The sequence below is a fragment of the Streptomyces sp. NPDC031210 genome, from assembly GCF_055570395.1.
The window spans coordinates 492,045-516,805 of record NZ_JBVIHH010000003.1 but is presented as its reverse complement, the minus strand read 5'-3'; the positions used below and the strand labels follow the sequence as shown (position 1 = coordinate 516,805).

Genomic DNA, 24,761 nt, shown 5'->3' with positions numbered 1-24,761 from the left:
CCCCCCCCCCCCCCCCCCCCCCCCCCCCCCCCCCCCCCCCCCCCCCCCCCCCCCCCCCCCCCCCCCCCCCCCCCCCCCCCCCCCCCCCCCCACCCGCCGGCGCTGCGCCCCTCCCACCGCGGTGCCATCCTGGAGGGGAGACACGGAGGTCGGGCGCCATGGGCTTCTACACCGAACGCATCGTGCCGCGGATCGTCAACGCCGCCTGCGGGGTCAAGACGACGCACCCGCTACGCCGGCGTGTCTGCGAGGGCCTGCGCGGCGAGATCCTTGAGATCGGCTTCGGCTCCGGGCACAACGTTCCCTTCTACCCGCCGGCCGTGACCGGCGTCGCCGCGGTCGAGCCGTCCGACCTCGGCTGGAAACTCGCCGGCGAGCGCATCGCGGCGTCCAGCGTCCCGGTGCGCCGCGCCGCGCTGGACGGGCAGTCCCTGCCCTTCGACGCCGACAGCTTCGACGCGGCCCTGTCCACCTGGACGCTGTGCACCATCCCCGACGCCGACGCCGCCCTGCGCGAGGTCCGCCGCGTCCTCAAACCCGGCGGCACCCTGCACTTCATCGAACACGGGCTGGCGCCCGAAGAGGACGAAACCGTGCGCCGCTGGCAACGCCGCCTGGAGCCGATGGAGAAACGGCTCTTCGACGGCTGCCACCTCACCCGGCCGATCGCCGACCTGGTGACGGGCGCGGGCTTCACGATCACCGAACTCGACGTGTTCTACGAGAAGGGCGCCCCGAAGCCCATGGGAGCCGACTCCCTCGGCACAGCCGTGGCCCCCTAGCCCGCCCGGCCTTCCCGGCCGTCGGAGCCGTCAGAGAGTGACGATCTTCTCCGCGTCGGCGTAGTGGTCGCCGGCCGGCGTGACGATGCTCGCGACGACCTTGACGTCCTCGCCCTTACGGAAGGAAGCCCCCGGCGCCGGGCGCAGGACGAGCCGCTCGACGTGCCGGTCCGCGTCGCACACCAGCTTGCCGTTGGCGAGGGTGGCACTGGCGGTGGCGGGACGGGTGGCGTCCGGCGAGTCGAGGTTCGTCGCGGTGGTGGCCACGTGCACATCCGAACCCGGGTCGCAGGAGTAGGTGATGACGGCCTTGATGACGGGCGCGTGCCGCGTGTCGAGGGTGACCTTGCCCAGCGCCATGGAGTTGGCCTTGGCGGCGGCCGGGGAGGCCGCGGCGACGGCGCCCGTGGTGAGCAGGAGGGCGGCGACGGCGGTGCCGGTGACACGGTGGCTGAGGCGAGACGGCTTCACTGGTGGGTTCCTCTGTTCTGGCTGGTGGGTTTCGGTCGCCGCGCCGCGCTGGGTGCGCTGTACGGCGCCGCGCTTGTTTTGATCGCGCCGGGCGCCGTCGGGTTGCCTCGTGGAGGACATCTGTCCGATTCCTCACAGGCTTTGCCGATAACCGCCGGTCCGGACCGTCACCCCGCCGATCCTTCCCCAGGGCGGGGAGGCGGACGAACGGGCGGCCACGGCACCCGCCGTGACCGCCCGTTCGCCGGATCAGGCGCCCGGCGGCACCCGCGACGGCCGCCCGGACCCGCGGGTGAGGCGGTAGCCCCCGATGCCGGCGAGAGCCGCGAGGACTCCGCCCGCCGCGGTCCAGATCCAGCGGTCGGACCAACGGCCCGACGACCACCCGCCCTCCGGCTCGCTCAGGGCCGCGGACCGCGGGGCGGAGGCGCTCGCCGAGGGCTCCGGCGTCGCGGTGGCGACGCCGGGCACCAGGGGAGCGGCGAGCGCGCCGTCCACCGCGTGGGCGCCGCCCGCGTCCGCCGCCGAGACCTCGACCGCGGCACGGATCGGCAGCCCCAGGTCGTCCTGCGGCAGGTCGGCGACCGTCAGGCGCAGGTAGTAGCTGCCCGGCAGCGGATCGTTCGACCAGGGCTCCGCCCAGGCCCGGACCGTCCGCAGGGTGCAGGACAGTTCGACCGAGCCGGCGTCCTTGGCCGCGGCCTTGGTCTGCGCGCCGTACACGCACGGCTGACGGCGGCGCAGCCCGTCGTAGACGTCGAGCCGCCAGGTCGCCGCACCGTGCCGGGCGGCCTCGGGCAGCGTCACCTCGGCCTTGACCGTGGCGCGTTGCCCCGCGTCCACGGGCAGCACCCAGTAGAGGTAGTCGCCGGTGGAGGCGCTCGCCGTGGCCCGCTGGTCGGGCTTGATGGCGGTCGCCGTACGGAACGAGGTGCCGGCTTCCGTCGGAGCGGCCGCCTCACCCTCGCCCTCCGCGGCGCTCGCGCTCGCACTCGGGTCCGGTGAAGGGCTGTCGGCGAACGCCGTTCCCGCCGCCACGCCGAAGAGGCCGGCGCTCAGCACAAGAGCGGTCGTCACCGCGCTTACGATCCGCATCAGTTGGTCCTCCAGACGGTGACACGCCAACGGGAAATCCAGCCCCACAGCAGACCGGCGACCAGTCCCGCGAGGACCAGCGCGCCCAGCAGCCACCCACCGCGGCCCAGACCGAAGGACGCCGCGTCGGAGGCGTCGTCGGGCCCGTCCACGACGTCGATGGTCAGCTCGACGGGCAGGCCCGGGTCGGTCTTGACGGAAGCGGGCGCCGAGAAGGAGTTGCTGACCCGCAGGCAGACGGTCTCGGCCGCCGGCTTGGCGTCCCCGTCCTCAGACGCCAGTTGTGCCTTGGGGTAGCGCAGCCCCGAGGAGATGACGTCGGTACGGCCGTCGCCGGCCTCCGAGCCACGGACGATCTCCCGGCCGTGCACGGTGGAGGCTTGCAGCAGAACCCCGTAGTCGTCGTTCACCGCCCGGTCGGCGGCGACGCTCACCGACGCGCGCAGCTCCTGGCCCGGCATGACCTCCACCCGGTACCAGCGGTGCTCGGCGAACTTCTCCCGGTCGCTGTAGAGACCGGCCTTCAGTGTCGGGGCGCCGGCGCACTCCTGTGCTCCCTTGGTCGCCACCGGAGTGACGACGGGATGCGCGGCCCGGTCCACCAACTGGTGGACACGGTCGCGCAGTTCGGCGGTGTGCTGGATGGAGGTGTAGGTGCCGCCGGTCGCCTCGGCGATGCAACTGAGCTGGTTACGTGTCTTGGCGTCCGGCAGCAGCCCGAGGGTGTCGACGGTGAGGTGGATGCCCTTCGCGGCGATGTCGCGGGCCACCTGGCAGGGGTCGAGCGGGGCGCAGGTGTCCTCGCCGTCCGTGATGAGCACGATCCGGCTGGGCGCGTCGCCGCCTTCGAGGTCGCGGGCCGCGCCCAGCAGTGCGGGGCCGATGGGCGTCCAGCCGGTGGGGGCGAGGGTCGCCACCGCCGTCTTCGCCTCCGTGCGGTTCAGCGGCCCCACCGGGTAGAGCTGGCGGGTGTCCTTGCAGCCGACCTTCCGGTCCTCGCCGCGGTAGTTGGCGCCCAGCGTGCGGATGCCGAGCTGGACCTCGTCCGGCACGGCGTCCAAAACCTCGTTGAACGCCTGCTTCGCCGCGGCCATCCGGCTCTTGCCGTCGATGTCGCGGGCCCGCATCGAGCCGCTGACGTCGAGCGTCAACTCGACCTTGGGAGCGGACCCGGTCTCTGGTTCATCGGCGGCGACGGGTGTGGGGAGCAGCCCGACACTCAGTGCGGCAAGCAGCCCGCACACCCCGGCCGCCAGCCGTTTTCTTATGATCATCGCCGGATCGTATTGAGATTTCCCCCGCGCTCCAAACGGGCCGTCAGTATCTCCCCGCCGGCGGCCCGGCGAACTGGCCGCCGGCCCGCCGGAACGGTCTTACGCCCACACCGTCCAGGCCGGCGCGGAGCCCCGCTCCACCCCGCTCTTCGCGACAACTTCGCCCACTGTCGGCCAATTACCGACCGGCGCACAACCGAGCCCTGAACCCGCCCGTCCTACCGCATACACCTGTACTTCACGCTTATTCGGAGGTATGTCATGCGACGGTTGGGAACCGCGGCCGCGGTGCTGGTACTGGCGGGGACCGGCGTGGCGGGTACGGCCGGAGCGGCCGGGGCCGCTACCGGGACGGCGGGCAAGGCCGCCACCGCCGCGGCCTGCTCGACGGTCTGGGGCAGCGGCGACAAGTCCGCCACGGACGCCGGCGCCAAGCCGCTGAAGACCATCAAGACCAGCCGGAACGCCTGTTACGACCGGATGGTCTTCGAGGTCGGTGGCGCGACCCGCGACGTCGGCTACCACGTCGGTTACGTCAGCACGTTCCACCAGGACGGCTCCGGTGAGCGCATACCGGTCAAGGGTGGCGCGATCCTGCAGATCTACGTGTCGGCGCCGAGCTACGACCCGGCGACCGGGAAGGCGACCTACACCGCGAAGGCCGGACAGTCGCTGCCCGGCGTGCGCCTGGCCGGCTACAAGACGTTCAAGGACACCAAGTTCGGGGCGAGCTTCGAGGGCCAGACCCAGGTCGGCCTGGGCGTACGCGCCAAGCTGCCGTTCCGGGTGCTGCGGTCGGGCCACCAGCTCATCGTGGACGTCGCGCACGTCTGGTGAGGCGCGCCACCGGCGGGCGGCGCGGCGGGCCGGGCACGGGTGACCGCGCCCGGCCCGGCTCGTGCCCGGCCCCCGGAGGGACGCTCAGGCGTCGATGATGACGGGGATGATCAGCGGCTTGCGCCGGTGGGTGCGGAACGCCCAGGCCGCCACGGCGCGGGCGATGAGCTGTTCGAGCTGGTGCGCGTCGCCGACGCCTTCCTCGGCCGCCGTCGCCAGCGTCTTCTCGATCACCGGAATGACCGGCTCGAAGGTCGTGTCGTCGTGGACGAACCCGCGGGCCAGGAAGTCCGGGGCCTCGGCCAGCGCGCCGGTGTCGGCGTCAACGATGGCCACCACCGTGATCACGCCTTCCTCGGCGAGCGTGAGACGGTCCTTGAGGGACGCCTCGGTGGCGCCGCCGACCGTCATGCCGTCCACGTAGACGTAGCCGGCGGGCACCTTGCCGGTGACGGAGGCGCGGCCGTCCACGAGGTCGACGACGACGCCGTCCTCGGCGATGACCACCCGGTCGGGGTCGACGCCGGTGCGGATCGCGAGATCGCCGTTGGCCCGCAGATGCCGGAACTCGCCGTGCACGGGCATCACGTGTCGGGGCTTGACGATGTTGTAGCAGTAGACGAGCTCACCGGCGCTGGCGTGTCCGGAGACATGCACCTTGGCGTTGCCCTTGTGGACGACGTTGGCGCCCCACCGGGTCAGTCCGTTGATCACCCGGTAGATGGCGTTCTCGTTGCCCGGGATGAGCGAGCTGGCGAGCAGGACGGTGTCGCCCTTGCCGATGCGGATCATGTGGTCGCGGTTGGCCATGCGGGACAACGCCGCCATCGGCTCGCCCTGGGACCCGGTGCACACCAGGGTGATCTTGTGGTCGGGCAGCTTCTCCAGTTCCTTCATGCCGACCACGAGCCCCTGCGGGACCTTCAGATAGCCCAGTTCGCGGGCGATACCCATGTTGCGGACCATCGACCGGCCCACGAAGGCGACCTTGCGGCCGTGCTGGTGGGCCGCGTCCAGGACTTGCTGGATGCGGTGCACATGGCTGGCGAAGCTGGAGACGATGACGCGCCGCGGCGCGGTCCGCAGGACCTGCTCGATCGCGGGGTTCAGCTCGCGTTCGGAGGTGGTGAAGCCGGGCACCTCGGCGTTGGTGGAGTCGGTGAGGAACACATCGACGCCCTCCTCGCCGAGCCGGGCGAAGGCGCGCAGGTCGGTGATGCGGTCGTCGAGAGGGAACTGGTCCATCTTGAAGTCACCGGTGTGCAGCACCATCCCGGCGCTGGTGCGGATCGCGACCGCGAGGCTGTCCGGGATGGAGTGGTTGACCGCCACGAATTCGCAGTCGAACGGCCCGAACCCGCGCCGGTCGCCCTCGCGCACCCGTGCCGTACGCGGCTTGATGCCGTGCTCCTTGAGCTTGGCCTCCAGGAAAGCCAGCGTCAGCTTCGAGCCGACGACGGGGATGTCCGCCCGCTCGCGCAGCAGGTACGGCATGGCGCCGATGTGGTCCTCGTGGCCGTGCGTCAGCACCACGGCGACGATGTCGTCCAGGCGGTCCCGGATCGAGGTGAAGTCCGGCAGGATCACGTCCACGCCGGGCTGGGTCTCTTCGGGGAACAGCACGCCGCAGTCGACGATCAGCAGCTTGCCGGCGTGCTCGAAGACGGTCATGTTGCGGCCGATCTCACCCAGGCCGCCGAGGGCGACGATCCTCAGCCCTCCAGGGGGCAGAGGTGGGGCGGCTTTCAGTTCTGGGTGTGGGTGACTCATACCTTGACGCTACCGGAGAGTCGCAGGGGTGATCCATCAACCACGCGATTGGCAGCGCGACGGGCCGCCCGGTCGCGCTGCGTCACCCGCGCCAGGAAGGCTTCCGCCCCCCGTACCGCATCGCCCGAGGTGAGGCGCCTGTCCCGCTTTCACTCAACTCTCGGTTAAGTCGATACGCGACACTATCCGTAAATGGGCTGGTGCGGCCCGTTCGTCACATGACAGGATGAGCGCGGCGATTGCGGTTGCCTTAACTGTTCGTTGGGCTTGATCGATAGGGGACGGCGGGTATGAGCGCGGGGGACGACAGCCGGTCCAAGGGGGCGGGCGGCGCGCTCGCGGAGCGGCTGAACCACCTCTTCGCGCACATGCACCCGCCCGGATCCCCGTACACCAACGCCTTCGTCGCCGAGGAGATCAGCGGCGGGGCGCAGGAGTACGGCGGGGTCACGGTCACCGAGCAGTATCTGTCGATGCTGCGCAACGGACGGCGTACGAACCCCAGCCCGGAACTGCTGCGCGCCCTGGCCAAGTTCTTCGCCGTGCCCGTCGGTTACCTGCTGGGCGACCTCCCGCAGCCCCAGGCCGCGCGGGTGGAGGAAGAGGTCCGCTTCCTCGCCGCCATGCGGGACCAGCGGGTGCGCGCCATCGCGCTGCGCTCGGTGGGGCTGCCGCCGGAGGTGCAGGACAGTCTGACGACCATCATCTCCCAGTTCCGGCAGCAGATGAACCTGCCGGACGGACCGCCCGAGCCGGGCGGTGAGCGGCCCGGTGAGTGACGCCACACGGACCGCTGAACGCGACGAGATCTTCGTCTTCTGGAAGCGGACCGGGTACGAGGACGGGACGAGCATGCGAGTGGGGCAGATACGCAGGCGGTGCAAGCGCCTCATCAAGGAGCTGGCACTGCCCGAGGCAACCGACCTGCGCGGGATGTGCGCCATCGTCGCCACCCGCGTGGCACGGCCCGTCCATCTGGTGCCGATGAGCCTGGACGGCGTGATCTCGGGCATGACGGCCGTCACCGACGACGGCTACTGGATCTTCTACGAACTCAAGACCTCCCCCTGGCACCAGGCCCACATCGTGCTCCACGAAGTGAGCCATCTGCTGCTCGGGCACGGCCAGGACCCGGCCGTCACCGAGGAAGCGCTGAAGGTCTGGACGCCCACCGTCGACGTGGCCACCGCCATGCGGCGCATGGGCCTGACCATGGGCTTCGCCCGGCACCACGGCTACGACAACCTCGCCGAGCGGGAGACCGAAGTCCTCGGCACGCTGTTGATGGAGCGGGTGGCGCCGTCCGCCGCCGAGAGCGAACTGCCCCTCGAGGAGCAGGCGGCCCAGCTTGCCGCGGCACTCGGCCCCGCGCTGCGCCACATCCGGCGGGCGCGGGAGACCTCGGCCGACGGCGACCCGGTGGGCGCGACGGAGGACGGAGAGCGACGTGTTTGACCTCGTCTACCTGTGCTTCGCGGCCGCCGCCTGGACCATCGTCGGATACAAGGCGGTCGCCTGGTTCCGCGACCGCGGCAACGCCGACCTCGGGCTCGCCTGCGTGATGACCGGCGGTGTGGCGACGGTGTTCCTCTTCTCCGCGCCCAGCCTCTACCGCGCCTTCGACCGCCTCGTGGGCGTGGCCAACCTCGCCATGGTCTTCCTCTACTCCTCCGTCGTGGTGTTCGCCGCGGGCGCCCTGGTGCTGCTGCTGCGCTGGACGGCCGGCGAGGGCGCGGCCGCCCGGGCCCGCGCCCGGGCACGTGCGCGCGCCACGGTCGGCGCGGTCGCCGCCCTGTGGGCGGTCGCGGTCACCGGCTTCGCCGTCGGCCGGCCGGACACCGTCGAACACCCCCGCGACTTCAGCACCGCCTACACCGGCTCCCCCGGAGTGATGCTGTTCCTGGTGCTGTATCTGGCCATCTTCGGATCGAGCCTGGCGGGCCTGGGCACGCTTTGCCCGCGCTACGCCGCCCAGTTGGGCACCACCTACCTGGCGCGCGGTCTGCGCGTGCTCGCCGCGGGGTGCTGGCTCGGCCTGCTCTACTGCGCCTGCAAGGTGACCGGCTTCGTCCTGTCCTGGACCGGCCACCCGGCGCCGTGGCTGTCCAACGGCGTGGCACCGCTCAGCGCCTCGGTCGCGGCGATCCTGGTCCTCGCCGGCTTCGCCCTCCCCGCGGCCGGCCCCCGGGTCGCCGCCTGGCGCCGGCTGCGCCGCCTCTCCCCGCTCTGGCGGGCCGTCACCGCCCAGGCCCCGGAGGTGACCATGGAAACCTCGGCCTGGGCAGGGCGATGGCCGTTCGCCGACCTGGAATGGCGGGCCAACCGCCAGATGGCCGAGATCCGGGACGTACAGCGCGGCATCCGCCGCCACGTCGAGTCCGACGCCCTCGATGTCGCCCGGGAACGGGCCCGCGCCCTCTCCCTGGACGACCGGCAGATGGCGGCCGTGACGGAGGCCGCCGCGCTGCGCCGGGGCCTGGAGAACCGCGCGGTGGGCCATGTCCCCGCCCACGCCGCCGACAGCGTGGTCGTCACCACCGGCACCGAACCGGCCGAACTCGCCGCCGAATACGAACACCTGGCACTGGTCGCGGACGTCTACCACTCGCCGCTGACCGAGACCGTGCTCGCCGAACTGCGCCAGCGCAGTTCCCTGGCGCGCGGTTGAGCACGACCACACAGACGGGGTGGCCCGGCACGGGGGTCCGGGCCGCCCGCGGCAAGGAGGTGGCACCGGTCCGTTCGGGCCGGTGCCGCCTCCTTGTTCGTCACCGGATGACGGGGCCGGCCGGGAAGTCGCCGGACGGGGCCGGGCGACCGGCGCCGATGTCCGTGCCCTCTACAGTCGAAGCCATGCAGAACACCGCCGAGACCGGCCCCGACGCCACCGTCGACGTGACCCCCCTCCTCGACGATCCCCACGCCGCCTACGCCGCGCTGCGCGAAGCCGGCCCGGTGCACAAGATCACCGGCGCCGACGGGCAGCCCGCCTGGCTGGTCACCCGCTACGACGACGTCCGGCGCGCACTCGCCGACCCGCGGCTCGCGCTGGACAAACGCCATGCCACTCCCGGCAGTTACCGCGGCTTCGCGCTGCCGCCCGCGCTGGACGCCAATCTGCTGAACATGGATCCGCCGGACCACACCCGCGTCCGCCGCCTGGTGGTCAAGGCGTTCACCCCCGGCCGCGTCGACGCGCTGCGCGTGCCCGTACGGCGGGTCGCCGACGAGCTGCTGGACGCGATGGAGGAGCGCGGCCGGGCCGACCTCATCGCGGACTACGCCGGCCCGCTGCCCATCACCGTGATCTGCGATCTGCTCGGCATCCCCCACCACGACCGCCGCGACTTCCTGGCCTGGTCGGACGCGCTGATCACGCCGGATCCGAGCCGCCCCCAGGCGATGAAGCAGGCCGTCGGCGCGATGCTGGAGTTCTACACCGGTCTGATCGCGGCCAAGCGGGCCGCACCGGGCGACGACCTGCTCTCGGACCTGATCGCCGTACGCGATGACGCGGACGTGGAGGACGGCGGCGACCGGCTCACCGAGGACGAGCTGACCTCGCTGGCCTTCCTCATCCTCTTCGCCGGCTACGAGAACACCGTCCACCTCATCGGCAACGCCGTCCTCACCCTCCTCGACCACCCCGACCTGCTCGACCAGTTGCGCGGCGACCCCGCGCAACTGCCCGCCGCCGTCGAGGAGTTCCTCCGCCACGACGGGCCCGCCCCGCTGGCGATCCGCCGCTTCCCCACCGAGGACCTCGACATCGGCGGCGTCCGCGTCCCGGCCGGGGAGAGTGTGCTGCTGTCGATCGCCTCCGCCAACCGCGACCCCGCCCGCTTCCCCGCCCCCGACACGCTCGACCACGGCCGGGACCTCTCCGGGCACCTCGCCCTGGGCCACGGCATCCACTACTGCCTCGGCGCCCCGTTGGCCCGCATGGAAACCGTCACCGCCCTCGACGCGCTCCTGGGCCGCTTCCCCGGTCTGCGGCTCGACGGCCCCCGCGAGGCCGTGCGGCACCGCCGTTCCCTGCGGTCACGTGGCCTGATCTCGCTCCCCGTCACCTGGTAGCGGGCAAACGAACACGTTTTTGAGGCGCTCCGCCGCGACATGCGGTAGAAACGTCGTGGGACCTGCCCGGTGTGCATCCCCCGTCGCACCGGGCAGGTCTTCCTGCGCGCGGTGCCGGTGGCTCACGCCCCCACGCAGTCGACGAACCGCACCCGGCCGCCCCCGCCCGCGGCGAAGTCCTTCTGGGCGTGGTTGCGCAGCAGGCACATGTCGTAGCGGGCGCGGGTACCGGCACCGGAGTCGGAGGAGTCGCGCCGGTAGACGTGCCGGCCGGAGAGCTGGCAGGAGTCGTAACGCACCAGCGGGCCGCGGGAGCCGAGGTCGTAGCGGTGGGGGCTGCTGTTCTTCGCGAACGGCCTGAAGGCGTGAGCGGTGTCGTCGCAGTCGTTGAAATGGACCGTGCCGCTGTCCCAGGCGCAGTCGATCACGAGCGTGTCCGGGCCGCGCACCTCGAAGCGGATGTCCTCGGCGTGGAAGCGCTGTACGGAGTCGTGGTGCGGTCCGCGCGGGAAACGGAAGAACGTGCTCGTGCGCCCGTAGGGCGCGGAGTTCTGCGGGCGGCGACCGGTGATGATGTAGGAGCCGCCGCGGCAGGTGAGCGAGCCGCCGTAGGGGAACTCCAGGAAGTTGCCCCACTCGTACTCGACCTTCATGTCGTTGAACCAGTAGTTGAGGAACTGGTCCTGCTGCTGCGGGTTCGGCGACTTCTGCGAGAGCCCGGAGTACAGGAACGCCTTGCGGTAGGCCCCGCCCACCCGGCAGGCGTCCCAGCGCATCTCCGAGTTGGTGTTGCTGCCGTCGAGGGCGAGTCCGTAGGTCCACTCACCGGTCCACTCGCAGTCGCTGAAGCGGTAGTCCTGCGCCTGGCCGGTCGAGTACGAGTAGCAGAACGACGCGCCGGGGGTGCCGGAGCGGAAGCCGATCTGCTCGAACACGAGGTTCGCCCAACTGTCCTCGTTGCGGCACAGGTAGGCGTCCTCGGCCTTGCGGGGAGCGAACACGATCTGCGTCATCCGCTTGCCCGCCCCCCGGAAGCGCAGACCGTTGGCCTTGAGCTTGCCTCCCGGGGCGTTGATCAGCGCGTTGGGCTCACGGACGAGGTAGATCCCGGCCGGTACGTCGATCACCGTCCGGCCGACGTGGTCCCATACCCGGCCGGCCGCGTAGGCGTAGGCGCGGGCGAAGGCCCGGCTGTCGTCGGTGCGGCCGTCGCCCTTGGCGCCGAAATCCACCATCACGTCGACGACATCCTTGCCCTTGGGCCTGCGGCCCGTCACCAGCGGCGCCTTCGCGTCGTCCCGCGCGCCCGGGGAGGAAGCGGAATCCTGCGCGTCACACCCGGTGAGACCGGCCGCCAGCGCGGCGGCCGCACCCGCCAGCACCGTCCTGCGCGCGGCACCGCCGGTTGACGGGGACAGCCTGCCTGCCATGATGTTGCTCCTTCGGGGGGTCCAGTCATCAGGTGGGGGACATGAGCCAGTTCGGATACGCGATCAGAGAACTCTCCGCGGCCCAGAAAACGGCGAAGGGCGTGTCCCTGTATTCGCGGTACGTCAACCGGCCGGCCGGCCGGATACTCGCCGCGGCGGGTTACACCGCAAAACTGACGCCCAATCAGATCACCCTCCTGAGCGCGGCGTTCTCCCTCGTGGGCATCGTCATGATCGCGACGCTCCGTCCCTCGCCCGCCGTGGCGTGCGGCGTGTTCGCGGCGCTGGTGCTCGGCTTCGCACTCGACTCGGCCGACGGGCAACTGGCCCGGCTGACCGGCACCGGCAGCCCCGCGGGGGAGTGGCTCGACCACGTGGTGGACTGCGGGAAGATGCTGGCCCTCCACATGGCTGTCCTGGTCTCGTTCTACCGCCATTTCGGCCTCTCCGACCCCGTGTACCTGCTCGTCCCCGTCGCGTTCCAGTTCACCGCGGTGATGGTGTTCTTCGGCGGCATCCTCACCGAACAGCTCAAGCGCGCCGAACGCCTCCGGCAGACGGCTAGCGGTCCGGCGGCGCCCGCGGCCCCCGCCTCCACGCTGCGCTCCGTCGCGCTGCTGCCCGTCGACTACGGCGTCTTCTGCGCGCTGTTCCTGGTGTTCGGCAGCCGCGACCTCTTCCTGACGCTGTACTGCCTGCTGCTCGCCGCCCACGTCCTGTTCATGGTGGCGTTCTACGTCAAGTGGTACCGCGAACTGTCCGCCCCCGGACGCTGAGGCCGGGGGCGGACAGTCCGCCGGATCACGCGGAGGCCGCGAGCCCGTCGAGCACCTTGCGCAACAGGGTGCTGGAGGTGTGCACGGTGTACGGGAAATACATCACGTCCACCCCCACTGTCGCGAAATCCCGTTCGAGTTTGGCGCCCTTTTCCGTCCCCCGCCAGTCGTCGCCCTTGAACAGGACGTCGAACCGGACCTGCTGCCACGTCTCCAGCTTGTCGGGCACGGTCTCGACGAAGGCCGCGTCCACGAACCGCACACTGCGCACGATCTCCAGCCGCTCGGTGAGCGGAATGACCGGTGCCCTTCCCTTGGCCTGCAAAGCCATTTCGTCCGACACCACACCCGCCACCAAATAGTCGCACTGACTCTTCGCGTGCCGGAGGATGTTCAGGTGCCCGACGTGGAACAGGTCGTAGACCCCGGGCGCGTAACCTACTCGGTGCGTCATTTACCCCCCACTGGGTGCGGTCAGCTCTTGGCGGTCACGTAGACCGGGCCGTTGCGCCCGGAGACGTTGGTGCCGTCGGTGACCTCCAGCGAATAGCGGTGCTGCGAACCGGGCTCCACGGTGTCGGTGAAGCTCATGTCGGGCCGGTTCCAGTACCGCGAATCCTGGTTGAGCGACGTCAGGTAGACGCCGTCGCGGTAGATGCGGTACGTCAGGACGCCGTCGTCCCGGTCCCACGACGCCTTCCAGTTCAGCGTCACCTTGCCCCGGTAGGCGCTGGAGCCGCCGAGGAGCGGCACCTGCGGCGCCCCGGTGTCCGGCGCGGCCGCGAACCGGGTCAGGCCCTGCTGCGGCTTCTCGTTGACGGTGGTGAACTCCCCGCCCGCCCACAGGATGCCGTCCGCCATGGTCAGCGCCCGCGGGCCGATCTGCTCGCCGATGCCGTCGTTGGTGTCCGGGAACCACGGCAGGATCGTCTTGTCGGAGATCGACTGCGCCAGGAAGTGCTGGCGGTTGCCGATATCGGGGAAGCCACCCGGGGTGGAGGAGCAGTTGTGCGCGTGCGAGCCGCTGTAGAGCACGCCCTTGTACGGCAGCACGGCCTGGGTGGCGCCCAGACAGGTGTCCTTCCAGACCTGGGCGCCGTCGGACAGCCGGCCCGTGGCGCGGCCGTCGAAGACCCCGCCGCCGGTGCCCTCCGCGCCGAGATAGAAATTGGTGCCGTCGTTGACCAGCGACTTGACCGCGGACCGGTTGGGAATCCAGCCGGTGAAGGAGTTGACGACCTTCCCCGTGGTCGCGTCCAGCCCGGCCAGCGCGTGCACGGTGAACAGACTCCCGTTCACCGACGTGAACCGGCCCCCGATGATGACCTTGTTGAGCTGGGGCGCGACCGTGATCGCGTTGACCGCGGGCGTCGGGTCGTTGGAGACCGACGAGCCGCGGATCGTGGCCTTGAACGGCAGCAGCGTGCCGTTCGGGCGCAGCGCGGCGATCCGCTCGCGGGTCTGCCCCTGGACCGTGCCGAAGCCGCCGCCCACGTAGACCGTGTCGGCGGTCACGTCGATGGCCCGCACGGTGGAGCTGACCGTCGGCTGCCAGGCCGAACCGATCGTGCAGTCGGCGGTGTTGAGGCTGGCGGTGTTGGACCGTCCGACCGGGCCGGCCTTGCCGAACGACCCGCCGATGTAGAGGAGCGAGCCGTCGGGCGAGGGCTTCATCGCCCGGATGGTGCCGGTGCCCCCCGTGAACGCCGGGGCGCACGGCAGGGGTTGGCCGGTCGCCGCGTCGAACGCCGCGAAGTTGGTGCGGGCCAGCTCACCGGTGCCGGGCGCCGCCCCGGGCGGCCGGATGTGATCGAAGGTGCCTCCCACGTAGACGACGCCCTTGGCGTAGGCCATGGCCCACACGACGCCGTCGGTCTGCCAGGTGCTCAGCGGATCGGCGGTCAGTGTGGGTTCTCCGGCGGCCTGAGCCGGGCCGGCGGCGAGCACCGTGGAAGCGGTACCGAGTACCGCGGCGGCGACGATGAGATTGACGTGTCTGCTTCTTTTGCGCACAGGTCCCCCCTGGAAGCACAGCGCGAGCGGAATTGTCGGGACGGGCAGCGGAACCGCGACGATTTCTGTGCGGAAATGGGCTCAGCGTTCATCGCGAGTTTCCCGAACTGCGCTTGCGCAGTGCTCCGAAGAACTCCCCGACCCCCAGCGGCAAACGATAGCGCCACACGGCGGCACCGAAAGCCATAATGGCCAAAACAATTCCCAAGAACGCACCGGGTGAAGTGTCCCCGAAAATCATCCGCATAGCGGACACCGGTGGCACCACTACCACCACGCCGACCAGCACCGCACACACATAACCGCGGTCGACGGTACGAAAGCCCAGGCGGTAGCGGGCCAGCAGGGCCGAGGCGACGTTGTCCACGACGATCGCCGCGCCCCACGACAGCGCCGCACCCAGCACCCCGTAGCGCGGCACCAGCCACACACCGGTGCCCAGTTGCACGACGAACGCCGCGCCCGCGACCGCCAGATTCCAGACACTCCGCCCCGCCATCAGGATCACGGTCTGCGCGTTGCCGACACCGACATTGATCACGCACGCCGCGCACAGGGCCACCAGCCCCGCCGCCCCGCCGCCGAACCCGGGCCCGAACAGCGACAGCACCGTACGGGGGAAGGCGGCCAGCACCACGAACACGGGCCAGGAGAACAGCGCGATCCACCGCGTCGAGACCCGGTGCAGGTGCTCGGCCCCGGACTTGTCGCCGCCCGCGAGCAGCCGGCTGATCTGCGGCGCGACCGCCAGCCTGAGCGCGAGTTGGAGAAGCGTCCCGGCGGTGACCAGACGGCCGATCGCGGTGTAGACACCGGCCTCGGCGCTCGTGCCCAGCACCGACAGCAAGATCACGCCGATCCACACGGCGGTGATGTCGAAGACCGAGGAGACCGCCCGCGGCCCGGCGAACGCCCAGAACTCCCGGGCCTGGGACGGCGGCCGCCGCCCGCCGGGACACACCCGGCGGGAGGTGCGCAACGACAGGCAGGCGGCGACCGCTCCCAGCACCGAGGGCGCCAGCCACGCCGCGGAGAGCCCGGCCACGCTCGGCGCGAGCAGCACCAGCGGCACGGCGAGCAGGACGCGGAGCACCGGCTTGCCGATCTGCTCCACCCCGACGAAGGGCACCACCGAGCCGTAGCCCCGGGTCGCGCCGAGCAGCACCAGCGAGACGGTGGCCACCGGCAGGAACACCGCGAACAGCCGCATCAGCAGCGTGGCCTGACTTGGCGCCAGGTCGGGAAGCAGCCATCCGGCGAGGCCGGGGGAGAAGAACATCACCGCCGCCCCCGCACCGCTCGCCAGCACCGTGGGAGGCACCGCCGTCCGCAGCAGCCCCGGCACCCCGGCGCCACCGGTCAGCTCCAGATCCCGGGAGACGAAGCGGACCAGGGCGGTGTCGGCCCCCAGCTTGAAGGCGTTGCTCAAGATGGTGAACGCCGCCACGCCCGTGAAGACCGCACCGGCCCCGCGCGCTCCGAGACCGTGGGTGACGACGGCCACCAGCGCGAACCCGAACAGGGCGTTCGCGGCCGACCCCGCGAAGCCGAACGCGCCCCCGCGCGCGGTCGTGCCGACCCCCCGCCGCCCGCCGTCCGCGGCGGGCACCGGTATGACCGGCCCGCCACCGTCCTCGCCGCTGCCGTGGGGGGCCGTCATCCGCGCAGCGAGGAGGCGTCGTCGACGGACGTGCCGTCCACCGGGGCACGGCCGGCCGGCGGCGCGTACGGGCCCGGAGCCGGCTGCGGCGTCGCGGGCGCCGCGGCCCGCGGGAGGCCCCGGCCGTGCTTGCGCTGCGTCGGGCCCCCGTCGGCGAGCCGCCGCAGCGGCCGCGGCCGACTGCCCTTGTCCAGCACCGCGCCCAGGACGTGGCCGCCGGCCCCGGTGATCAGCTCCCACACCCGGTCCAGGTCGTCCCGGCGCACCTCGTTGAGGTCGCAGACCACCACCACACCGGCCGCCCGCTTCGCGACGGCCAGACCGTCCGCGTGCGAGAGCAGCGGGCCGGTGACGACGAAGACGTATTCGTACGGGCCGGACGGCGCGCCCAGCAGCCGGGCGAAGCCGGGGGCGGACAGGGCGCGCGCCGGGTTCGGCACCTCCCGGCCGGGCAGCAGGTCGAAGCGCCCGTCGACGCCCGCGTCCACCGCCAGCCGCTCGCCGTCCGCCCAGCCGCCCGGCACCGGCCGGCCGTGGCCGGGGCGCAGCGGGAGCCGCCCGGCGAGTTCGGGTGTGCGCAGATTCGCCTCGACCAGCAGTATGTCGTTGCCGATCTCCGCGAACGCACCGGCCAGGTTGACGGCGACGGACACGGCTTCGGCGTTCTCGCGGGGGGAGACGATCAGCAGGCTGCCCCGCCCTGTGAAGCGCTGGTCGTGCACCAGCCGGAAGGCGATCGTCCGGTATGCCTCCGCCCGGTTGCCGCGACCGGCCCGCCCGACCTCCAGCAACTCCTCCCCGCCCCGCCGGCGCGGCAGGATGCCGAGCACCGGCGCGCGCAGGTTGTCCTGCACGTCCGCCACCGACCGCACACGCGGTTCCAGCACCGAGCGGATCCACGCCGCCAGCACGCCGAGAGCCAGGCCCACGACCGCGCCCGCGAGAAGGAGCACGGCGAGGCCCGGGCTGGAGGGGAAGGCCGGCGGGTCGCCCTTGCGCACCACGTCACCGGGCGTCGTGTCGAGGGACTTCAGGCTGGAGATCCGGCCCTGGAGATCCCCGATCTCCGAGATGATGTTGCTGCGTTCGGACTCGTCGGTGGCCTTGCTCAGCCCTCCGCCCGCGTTCGCGATCCGCCGGTCCAGCACCTTGCGCTGATCGAGCAGGGGCCGCAGTTCGTCGCGCAGCTTGCTGACGGTCGTGTCGATGCGCTGGGTCGCCGCGTTCTGCCGGTAGGCGAGATAGGAGTGCACGAAGGCGTTGACGAGCCGGGCCGCCCTCTCCGGGGAGTCCGCGCTGTACTCGAACATCAGCGTCTGGGTCTCGGGCGGGTTGCTCACCCGCAGATCCCGCTGGAGCGTGGCCGGCTCGGTGGTGACCTTGAGCGCCTTGGCGGCGCCGGCCGCGACCGACGCGCTCTGCGCGATCTGCCGTTCCGTGCCCATGCTGATCTGCTTGTCCACCGAGACGCCGCCCGCCTCGAAGGGAGCGGTGCTGATCGCGTGCACCACGACCTCGCCGGTCGCCGTGTAGGTCGCGCCGCCGAAGAAGAACACCGCGCCACCGCCCAGCACCCCCAGCAGCAGGCCGAGCAGCAGGAAGGCGCGGTAGCGGAAGAGCTGGCGCAGTTGGTCGCGGAGCTGGTCCGGCTCCTCCGTCGGCTCGTCGAAGACGCTCACGTACGGGCTCCTCCTGTGGGTGCGGGCAAAGCGTCGAGGCGTGCGTCGGCCGGGGCGGCGGCCGCGGCGGGCCGCTCCGGTGCGCGGGTGGTCCCGGGCTTGCGGGTGATCAGAAGCGGGATGAACAACAGGAGCGCGAGCGGGCCCACGATGGCCATGAGACTGCCGCGCAGCAGGACGAGTTGGTAGAAGCCGAACGCGGGCACGAGCAATGCCGCGAGTGTGCCACGCCGCCTGCGCAGCCGGTGCCGGATGTCGTCGATACGCCGGCCCACCGCGCCGATCAGCGCGAAGACGGCGATCACCGACGGGAATCCGGCCCACATGTACGTCTCGATCCACAGCGGCGCGGAGAGGTTCTCGAACCGGTACCCCGCGTGCCGCGCCAGCAGGATGCCCGCGTCGTCGGGCTTGGACGGCCACGCCGCGCGCGGCACGAAGAACAGCGGCGGGCCCAGGGCCGCGCTCGGGGTGAACCCGCGCGTGCGGACGTAGTCCATGCCCGTCTCGATCTGCTGGAAGGCGTCGTAGTCGCCGTTGGCGGTGAACTGCTCGGCGAGCGAGACGACCCGGACGGGCTCGCGCTTGTCGTAGCGGAAGTAGTCGCTGTAGGGGAAGACCACCAGCACCACGGCCGTCACGGCGGCCGCCCCGATCCGGAAGGCCCGCGGCCCCCTCAGCGCGGGGGCGCTGAAGACCAGCGCCAGCAGCACCGTCCCGGCCCAGAAACGCGGCTGGCTGATGGGGTTGTTGACCACCGCGTTCAGCGCGATGAGCAGCGGCAGCAGAATCCACCGCATGCCGCGCAGCGTACGGTCGCCCGCCTGGGAGCGGGGCACGTGCAGCAGCGCGACGAGCGCCCAGAACGCCGGCACCGAAAGCGCCCAGGCCGCCATCGCCCGGTCCGCCGACCCGGCCGGAGCCGCCTGCGCCGCCGCTTCGTTGGCCGCCTGCCGGCTGAGGAAGAACGCCGACAGCCCGCCCTGTCCGGGGACCAGCACGACCGCCAGCAGCAGCGCGAGCCCGCACAGCAGCAGTACCCGACCGGGCGCCGGCCGCCGGGCCAGAACCGGTTCGAGGAAGGTGGAGGCGCGGGCCGAGCGCCAGGAACCGATCGCCGAGCCCGCGCTGTAGGCGAGAAGCCCGGTCTCCACCACGACCGTCGACCAGAACGCGGTGGGCCCGTCCACCATGAAGCCCCGCGGATACGCGTCCGTGGCGAGCATGGCCAACGGGGCCAGGCCCAGCCACACGTAGGAGAACAGCCAGAAGCCCAGGGCGATCACCCGTCCCCGGACGTCGGTCAGCACCCGCGCCAGCGCCGTGCCCGTATGCGCCACCACCACACACTGCACGGCGAGCGCGGCCCCGAGACGGGTGTCGGTCGAATGCAGGATCAGCACCGGCAGCAGCGCCACGAACAGCAGCGTCCAGCAGCACAGCGCGGCGACGCCGCGTACGCGCGCGACACCGCGCGGCCCCCCTTCGGGCATGAGCGGCCACCCCCAACTCCCCACCAATATCCACAATCTAAGGGACGTCGGGTCACAAGGTCGTCTTCGGGACACAATCGCAATCCAATTCGCGACCGGCGCCGTCCACCGGCTCCTACGATGACCGCACAGCCGGAGGGGGCAGTCGTGGAAAACGCGTTAGCGGGCCGGTGCGTGCTGGTCGTCTCGACCAACTACGCACCCGAACACACGGGCATAGGCCCGTACTCGACACAGATCGCCGAGCACCTGGCCGCGGCCGGAGCCGACACGCACGTCCTGGCGGGCATGCCGCACTACCCGGCCTGGCGGGTGGCGGAGGGGTACGCCGGCCGGTGGCGGATGTGCGAGGTGCGCGGTGGGGTGACGGTGCACCGCCGGCGGCACACCGTGCCGCCGCGCCAAACGGCCGTGCGGCGGGCGCTGTTCGAGGCGAGCATCCTCGCCCACGGCACCCTGGCGCCGCCGCGCGTGCGTCCCGATGTGGTGCTCACCCAGATGCCCAGCCTGGCCGGGGGCGTGCTGGGCGGTCGGCTGGCGCGGCGGGCCGGCGTACCGCATGTCGTCGTCGTCCAGGATCTGATGGGCGCCGCCGCCGAGCAGAGCGGCATCCAGGGCGGCGGCAGGGTGGCCGCGCTGGCCGGGGGAGTGGAGGGCAGGGTGCTGCGGGGGGCCGCCGTCGTCGGGGTGGTGCACGAGTCGTTCGTGGACCGGGTCACCGCGATGGGCGTGCCGCGCGAACGCGTGCACGTGGTGCCCAACTGGGCGCACGTGAAGGGGCCGAGCGGCGACCGGGAGCTGACGCGGGCCCAACTGGGGTGGCCTGCGGGGGAGACGGTCGTGCTGCACGCCGGGAACATGGGCCTCAAGCAGGGTCTGGACGTCCTGGTCGAGACCGCCCGCCTCGCCGATCAGGAGGGCGCCGCCCTGCGCGTCGTGCTCATGGGGGACGGCAACCAGCGCGAGCGGCTCCAGCGGCTCGGCGCCGGCGTCCCCACCCTGTCGTTCCTGCCGCCGGCCGACGCCGACGACTTCCCCGAGGTGCTGGCCGCCGCTGACGTGCTCGCGGTGACCCAGAAGGCGTCCGTGCTGGACATGAGCCTTCCGTCCAAGCTGACGTCCTACTTTATGACGGGCCGGCCGGTGGTCGCGTCGGTGGCCGCCGAGGGGGGCACCGCCCAGGAGGTCCTGCGGTCGGGTGCCGGGGCGGTCGTCGCACCCGAGGACCCCAAGGCGCTGCTGGCGCGGATCCGTTCGCTGGCCGACGACCCGGCGGGCGCCGCCCGGCTGGGAGCCCGCGGCCCGGCGTACGCCGAGCGGTGCCTGAGCAGTGGGGCCGGCCTGGACCGGATCACCGAACTGCTGCACGTCGCGTGGCGCGGCCGCCGCACGGGCGACGCGTGAGGTGCCGGCGGCCGCGGGGCGAGCACCCGGCGGCCGCCGGCGGAACCGTCACCCGCGGGACCGGACGGCGAACCGGTACCACTCCTCCAACCGGTCGGCCACGGCCACCAGCGAGAACCGGGTGTCGACGGCGTCCCGGCCGGCGCGCGCGACGCGCCGGCGCAGCGGACGGTCCTCCAGCAGCCGCAGCACCGCGTCGGCCAGTCGCTCCGGTGATCCGTCGGTCACCAATGCCGCGTGCCGCCGCTGGAGTTCACCGGCGATGCCGCAGCTTTCGGTGCACACCACGGGCGTGCCCACCGCCAGCGCCTCCAGCACGCTCATCGGGAACGGCTCGTCGACGCTGGGCAGGACGTACACGGTGGCCCGGGCCGTCCGCTCCACCGCGGCGTCATGGTCCAGCGCGCCGCCGTACGTCACCACGTCGGCCAGGCCCTCGCTCGCGATCAGCCGCCGCACCTCGGCCAGCCGCCCCTCGTCCGACCCGTGCAGCGTGAACGAGGCATCGGGGCGTTTCGCGTGCACCAGCGCGGCCATCCGCACGAACGCCTCGGGGCGTTTGCGGGCCTGGAGCCGCGCGAGATAGAGCACGTCGGCCGGATCGCCCGCGCCGCTCTCCGGGCTTGCCGCGCCTTCCGGGCTGCTCGTGCCTTCCGGTCCTTGCGGGCTCTCCGGACGCGGGCGGACGCCGTTGGGCAGCCGCACCAGGCGCGGCCCGCGACCTCTCAGTACGCGCCGCAGTCCGGCCTCTTCCTCCTCCGTCAGCACCAGGACGGCGCGCGCCCGGCGCAGCAGCGGGACGTACACCCGGTCGAAGAGCGTGGCCACGGCCGACCGGCGGGGCTGGACCATGCCGTGCGTCTGCACCACGAAGGGCCGCCGCCGCAGTACGGCCACCGCGAGCGCCGTCAGCGACACCAGGTCACGTCCGGCGTGCAGGTGCCACACATCGGACCGGCCCGCCCGGCGCCACAGCGAGGTCAGCAGCGCGGGATGGAACAGGCCGAGGAACCCCTGCCCCGGAATCAGCGTGCGGGCCCGGTGGGCGCACAGCGGCACACCGTCCACCGCGCGCGGAGGTGCGGTCCGCCCGCGCCACAGCGAGACCAGCTCGACCTCGTGCCCGCGCGCGGCCAGTTCGCCCAGTTGCCCGGTGGCCACACTCACCGGCCCGCCGTACGCCCCGTCGTCGCTGACCAGCGTCACGACATGAGTGATCTTCACCCGCCACCTCCGGTGGTGAGGACCCGCCCGGCCGGCACGTCCTGATGCGCGACCGCTCCCGCGCCGACCACCGCGCCCGCCCCGACGGTGACACCGCGCAGGACCATGGCGCGCGCCGCGACCCAGGCACCGGCCTCCAGCCGGATCGGCGCGTTGTCGAACTCGAAGGTGGGCGAGCGCCGTTGGTGGCTGCCCGTGCACAGCACGGCGCCCTGGGAGACGCACACGTCCCCGGCGATGGTGATCGGTTCGAGGTTGATCAGCCAGGCGTCCTCGCCCACCCACACGTCGTCGCCGACGGTGAGCTTCCACGGCCACTGCACCCGCACCCGGTGGCGGATGAGCACCCGCTCCCCGACGCGGGCGCCGAAGGCGCGCAGCAGTGCGGGTCGCAGCCGCGGCGGGAACCACCACTTCACGAACAGCAGGTTCAGGGCGGCGAACCAGGCGGCCTGCGTCAGCAGACCGCGGCCCTTGTCGTAGCCGGCGCCGCTGAAGCCGCGCAGCCGACGGGCCGTTGCGGGAGTGGTCATCGGTCCACCCGCACCCGGTGACCGGCGAGTTCGTCCTCCAGCTCGCGCACATCCGACTCGACCATGATCCGGGCCAGCTCGTCGAACCGCACCTTCGCGGACCAGTCCAGCAGGCTCTTGGCCTTGGAGGCGTCGCCGATGAGCGCGTCCACCTCGGAGGGGCGCTCGTACTTCGGGTCGAAGCGCACACTGCGTTCCCAGTCCAGGCCGACCGCGTCGAACGCGGCCCCCAGGAAGTCCCGTACGGTCGCGGCCACTCCGGTCGCCACCACATAGTCGTCGGGCTCGTCACGCTGGAGCATCAGCCACATGGCCTCCACGTACTCCGGCGCGTACCCCCAGTCCCGGACGGCGTCGAGATTGCCGAGATACAGATGCTCCTGGAGCCCCGCCTGTATACGGGCCACCGCACGGGTGATCTTGCGGGTGACGAAGGTCTCGCCGCGCCGGGGGCTCTCGTGGTTGAAGAGGATGCCGTTGACGCCGTACAGCCCGTACGCCTCACGGTAGTTGACCGTCGACCAGTACGCCATGACCTTGGCGCAGCCGTACGGGCTGCGCGGGTGGAAGGGCGTCGACTCGTTCTGCGGCGGCGGGGTGGCCCCGAACATCTCCGAGGACGAGGCTTGGTAGAGCCGGGTCCGCACGCCGCTGGCCCGGATCGCCTCCAGCAGCCGCAGGGCGCCCAGCCCGGTCACGTCCCCGGTGTAGAGCGGGGCGTCGAAGGAGACCCGGACATGGGACTGCGCGCCGAGGTTGTAGACCTCGTCGGGCTGGACGTCGCGCAGGAGGTTGACCAGCGCGACCCCGTCGGAGAGATCGACGTGGTGCAGCACCAGCCGCCGGTCCGGGGTGTGCGGATCCTGGTAGATGTGGTCGATGCGCTCGGTGTTGAAACTGGACGAGCGTCTCATCAGCCCGTGCACGGTGTAGCCCTTACCCAGCAGAAATTCCGCGAGATACGAACCGTCCTGACCGGTGATACCGGTGATGACCGCGGTTTTTGACATGCGCTTCCCCCCACGAGAAGTGACGAGCCTTTGAACTGACGACGTACCGTGAAAACGGCGACGAGCCTTGGAATTGACGGGGCCGGTGAATTCCCCACCGGGTAAAGGGCTCGGGGCGTGGACGCTACCCGCTCGGTGCCCGGCGGTCGAGAGCGAACCGGGGCGGGAATTTCCTGAAATAGCCGGTGGGCGTATCGCGTTCACTGGCACAATCCGCCCCATGGATGACTTGCTGCCCACTCCCGCACGTGTTTTCGTCGCAGGCCACAGAGGGCTGGTGGGCTCCGCCGTGGCCCGGCGCCTGGCCCGCAGCGGCTACGACGTACTGACCCGCACCCGCGCCGAACTCGACCTGCGCGACGGCGAGGCCACCGCCGCCTACCTGCGGTCCGCCCGGCCCGACGCCGTCGTACTGGCCGCGGCGAAGGTCGGCGGCATCATGGCCAACAGCACCTCTCCGGTGCAGTTCCTGGAGGACAACCTGAGCATTCAGCTCAGCGTGATCGCCGGCGCCCACCACGCGGGAGTGCGCCGGCTGCTCTTCCTCGGATCGAGCTGCATCTATCCCAAGCACGCCGAACAGCCCATGACCGAGGACGCGTTGCTGAGCGGCCCGCTGGAGCCCACCAACGAGGCGTACGCCATCGCCAAGATCGCCGGCCTCGTCCAGATCCGCTCCTACCGCCGCCAGTACGGCGCCTCCTTCATCTCCGCCATGCCCACCAACCTCTACGGCCCCGGCGACAACTTCGACCTCGAAACCTCGCACGTCCTGCCGGCCCTCATCCGCCGATTCCACGAGGCGAAGGAGCAGAAGCAGGCCGAGCTCACGCTCTGGGGCACCGGAACACCCCGGCGTGAATTCCTGCACGTCGATGACCTGGCCGCGGCCTGCGAGCTGCTGCTGCGCCGCTACGACGGCGAGAGCACGGTCAACGTCGGATGCGGCGAGGACCTCACCATCGCCGAACTCGCCGCCCGCGTCGCCACCGCCGTGGGCTACGAGGGCCGCGTCTGCTTCGACCCCTCCCGCCCCGACGGCACCCCGCGCAAGCTCCTCGACATCAGCCGCATCCGCGAACTGGGCTGGTCCCCGACCATCCCGCTCGCCGAAGGCATCGCACAGACCTACCGCTCCTGGAGGTCGGAGCCGGCCCCGGTCTGACGCCGGGCCCGCGGCGTGCGGCCGGACTCCGCCCAGGGGCGGGGCGCCGGCCGCAGACCGCGGCCCAC

General features: G+C 71.9%; 22 protein-coding genes. 9 read left to right on the top strand and 13 right to left on the bottom strand.

What is annotated here, in order from left to right:
• Window positions 1–158 precede the first annotated feature (158 nt).
• Complete coding sequence (locus ACZ45Z_RS09490; protein WP_468358690.1) at window positions 159–782, top strand: class I SAM-dependent methyltransferase; 624 nt, start codon at window positions 159–161, stop codon at window positions 780–782.
• Between the two features lie 30 nt (window positions 783–812).
• Here the strand turns inward: ACZ45Z_RS09490 and ACZ45Z_RS09485 are convergent, their stop codons facing one another.
• The 3 genes from ACZ45Z_RS09485 to ACZ45Z_RS09475 form a co-directional block, all read right to left on the bottom strand.
• The gene (locus tag ACZ45Z_RS09485; protein WP_468358687.1) at window positions 813–1,253 is read right to left on the bottom strand and encodes a hypothetical protein; all 441 of its coding nucleotides are present in this window, start codon (window positions 1,251–1,253) and stop codon (window positions 813–815) included.
• Window positions 1,254–1,502: 249 nt separating this feature from the next.
• A complete protein-coding gene (locus ACZ45Z_RS09480; protein WP_468358684.1) occupies window positions 1,503–2,348 on the bottom strand; it encodes a hypothetical protein in 846 nt (281 codons plus the stop codon).
• A complete protein-coding gene (locus ACZ45Z_RS09475) occupies window positions 2,348–3,622 on the bottom strand; it encodes a VWA domain-containing protein (RefSeq protein WP_468358681.1) in 1,275 nt (424 codons plus the stop codon). Before ACZ45Z_RS09475 ends, ACZ45Z_RS09480 begins: the two co-directional genes overlap by 1 nt.
• Window positions 3,623–3,883: 261 nt before the next feature.
• Here ACZ45Z_RS09475 and ACZ45Z_RS09470 point away from each other — a divergent pair, with 261 nt between their 5' ends.
• Window positions 3,884–4,459 carry an AMIN-like domain-containing (lipo)protein gene (locus ACZ45Z_RS09470; protein WP_468358678.1) on the top strand — a complete coding sequence of 192 codons (576 nt, stop codon included), beginning with the start codon at window positions 3,884–3,886 and terminating at the stop codon, window positions 4,457–4,459.
• 84 nt (window positions 4,460–4,543) lie between these two features.
• Here the strand turns inward: ACZ45Z_RS09470 and ACZ45Z_RS09465 are convergent, their stop codons facing one another.
• Window positions 4,544–6,229 (bottom strand): ribonuclease J, encoded by a 1,686-nt coding sequence (locus ACZ45Z_RS09465; protein WP_468358676.1) that lies wholly within the window; start codon window positions 6,227–6,229, stop codon window positions 4,544–4,546.
• Window positions 6,230–6,519: 290 nt separating this feature from the next.
• Between ACZ45Z_RS09465 and ACZ45Z_RS09460 the strand changes: the two genes are divergently transcribed.
• The 4 genes from ACZ45Z_RS09460 (at window position 6,520) to ACZ45Z_RS09445 (ending at window position 10,306) form a co-directional block, all read left to right on the top strand.
• Window positions 6,520–7,008: a helix-turn-helix domain-containing protein gene (locus ACZ45Z_RS09460; RefSeq protein ID WP_468358673.1), complete on the top strand. Its 489-nt coding sequence runs from the start codon at window positions 6,520–6,522 to the stop codon at window positions 7,006–7,008.
• A gap of 79 nt (window positions 7,009–7,087) precedes the next feature.
• Entirely contained in the window at window positions 7,088–7,684 is a 597-nt protein-coding gene (locus tag ACZ45Z_RS09455) for a hypothetical protein (RefSeq protein ID WP_468358765.1), read from the top strand.
• A complete protein-coding gene (locus ACZ45Z_RS09450; protein WP_468358670.1) occupies window positions 7,677–8,897 on the top strand; it encodes an MAB_1171c family putative transporter in 1,221 nt (406 codons plus the stop codon). The genes ACZ45Z_RS09455 and ACZ45Z_RS09450 overlap by 8 nt, the downstream gene beginning before the upstream one ends.
• Window positions 8,898–9,082: 185 nt before the next feature.
• Window positions 9,083–10,306 (top strand): cytochrome P450 family protein, encoded by a 1,224-nt coding sequence (locus tag ACZ45Z_RS09445; protein ID WP_468358667.1) that lies wholly within the window; start codon window positions 9,083–9,085, stop codon window positions 10,304–10,306.
• A gap of 122 nt (window positions 10,307–10,428) precedes the next feature.
• Here ACZ45Z_RS09445 and ACZ45Z_RS09440 read toward each other — a convergent pair whose 3' ends face one another.
• A complete protein-coding gene (locus ACZ45Z_RS09440) occupies window positions 10,429–11,736 on the bottom strand; it encodes a glycosyl hydrolase family 28-related protein (RefSeq protein WP_468358664.1) in 1,308 nt (435 codons plus the stop codon).
• A 41-nt stretch (window positions 11,737–11,777) separates the two neighbouring features.
• Here ACZ45Z_RS09440 and ACZ45Z_RS09435 point away from each other — a divergent pair, with 41 nt between their 5' ends.
• Complete coding sequence (locus ACZ45Z_RS09435) at window positions 11,778–12,512, top strand: CDP-alcohol phosphatidyltransferase family protein (protein WP_468358661.1); 735 nt, start codon at window positions 11,778–11,780, stop codon at window positions 12,510–12,512.
• A 25-nt stretch (window positions 12,513–12,537) separates the two neighbouring features.
• Here ACZ45Z_RS09435 and ACZ45Z_RS09430 read toward each other — a convergent pair whose 3' ends face one another.
• From ACZ45Z_RS09430 to ACZ45Z_RS09410, 5 genes are all read right to left on the bottom strand, one after another.
• Window positions 12,538–12,966, bottom strand: a complete 429-nt coding sequence (locus ACZ45Z_RS09430) for an FAD synthase family protein (RefSeq protein ID WP_468358658.1) — start codon at window positions 12,964–12,966, stop codon at window positions 12,538–12,540.
• Between the two features lie 20 nt (window positions 12,967–12,986).
• The gene (locus ACZ45Z_RS09425; RefSeq protein ID WP_468358655.1) at window positions 12,987–14,525 is read right to left on the bottom strand and encodes a fibronectin type III domain-containing protein; all 1,539 of its coding nucleotides are present in this window, start codon (window positions 14,523–14,525) and stop codon (window positions 12,987–12,989) included.
• A gap of 88 nt (window positions 14,526–14,613) precedes the next feature.
• Window positions 14,614–16,185 carry an oligosaccharide flippase family protein gene (locus ACZ45Z_RS09420; protein ID WP_468358653.1) on the bottom strand — a complete coding sequence of 524 codons (1,572 nt, stop codon included), beginning with the start codon at window positions 16,183–16,185 and terminating at the stop codon, window positions 14,614–14,616.
• Window positions 16,182–17,864 carry a polysaccharide biosynthesis tyrosine autokinase gene (locus ACZ45Z_RS09415; protein ID WP_468358650.1) on the bottom strand — a complete coding sequence of 561 codons (1,683 nt, stop codon included), beginning with the start codon at window positions 17,862–17,864 and terminating at the stop codon, window positions 16,182–16,184. The genes ACZ45Z_RS09420 and ACZ45Z_RS09415 overlap by 4 nt, the downstream gene beginning before the upstream one ends.
• Window positions 17,861–19,357 (bottom strand): hypothetical protein, encoded by a 1,497-nt coding sequence (locus ACZ45Z_RS09410; RefSeq protein WP_468358647.1) that lies wholly within the window; start codon window positions 19,355–19,357, stop codon window positions 17,861–17,863. The genes ACZ45Z_RS09415 and ACZ45Z_RS09410 overlap by 4 nt, the downstream gene beginning before the upstream one ends.
• 120 nt (window positions 19,358–19,477) lie before the next feature.
• Between ACZ45Z_RS09410 and ACZ45Z_RS09405 the strand changes: the two genes are divergently transcribed.
• Window positions 19,478–20,761, top strand: a complete 1,284-nt coding sequence (locus ACZ45Z_RS09405) for a glycosyltransferase (protein ID WP_468358644.1) — start codon at window positions 19,478–19,480, stop codon at window positions 20,759–20,761.
• A gap of 48 nt (window positions 20,762–20,809) precedes the next feature.
• On the opposite strand, the gene ACZ45Z_RS09400 is transcribed toward ACZ45Z_RS09405, so the two are convergent.
• From ACZ45Z_RS09400 to gmd, 3 genes are read right to left on the bottom strand one after another with little or no spacing between them, the layout of a single operon-like run.
• A complete protein-coding gene (locus ACZ45Z_RS09400; RefSeq protein WP_468358641.1) occupies window positions 20,810–21,985 on the bottom strand; it encodes a glycosyltransferase in 1,176 nt (391 codons plus the stop codon).
• The gene (locus ACZ45Z_RS09395) at window positions 21,982–22,518 is read right to left on the bottom strand and encodes an LbetaH domain-containing protein (protein ID WP_468358638.1); all 537 of its coding nucleotides are present in this window, start codon (window positions 22,516–22,518) and stop codon (window positions 21,982–21,984) included. Before ACZ45Z_RS09395 ends, ACZ45Z_RS09400 begins: the two co-directional genes overlap by 4 nt.
• Entirely contained in the window at window positions 22,515–23,528 is a 1,014-nt protein-coding gene (gene gmd, locus ACZ45Z_RS09390; protein ID WP_468358635.1) for a GDP-mannose 4,6-dehydratase, read from the bottom strand. The genes ACZ45Z_RS09395 and gmd overlap by 4 nt, the downstream gene beginning before the upstream one ends.
• A 220-nt stretch (window positions 23,529–23,748) precedes the next feature.
• Between gmd and ACZ45Z_RS09385 the strand changes: the two genes are divergently transcribed.
• Entirely contained in the window at window positions 23,749–24,693 is a 945-nt protein-coding gene (locus ACZ45Z_RS09385; protein WP_468358632.1) for a GDP-L-fucose synthase family protein, read from the top strand.
• The last annotated feature ends 68 nt before the right edge of the window (window positions 24,694–24,761 follow it).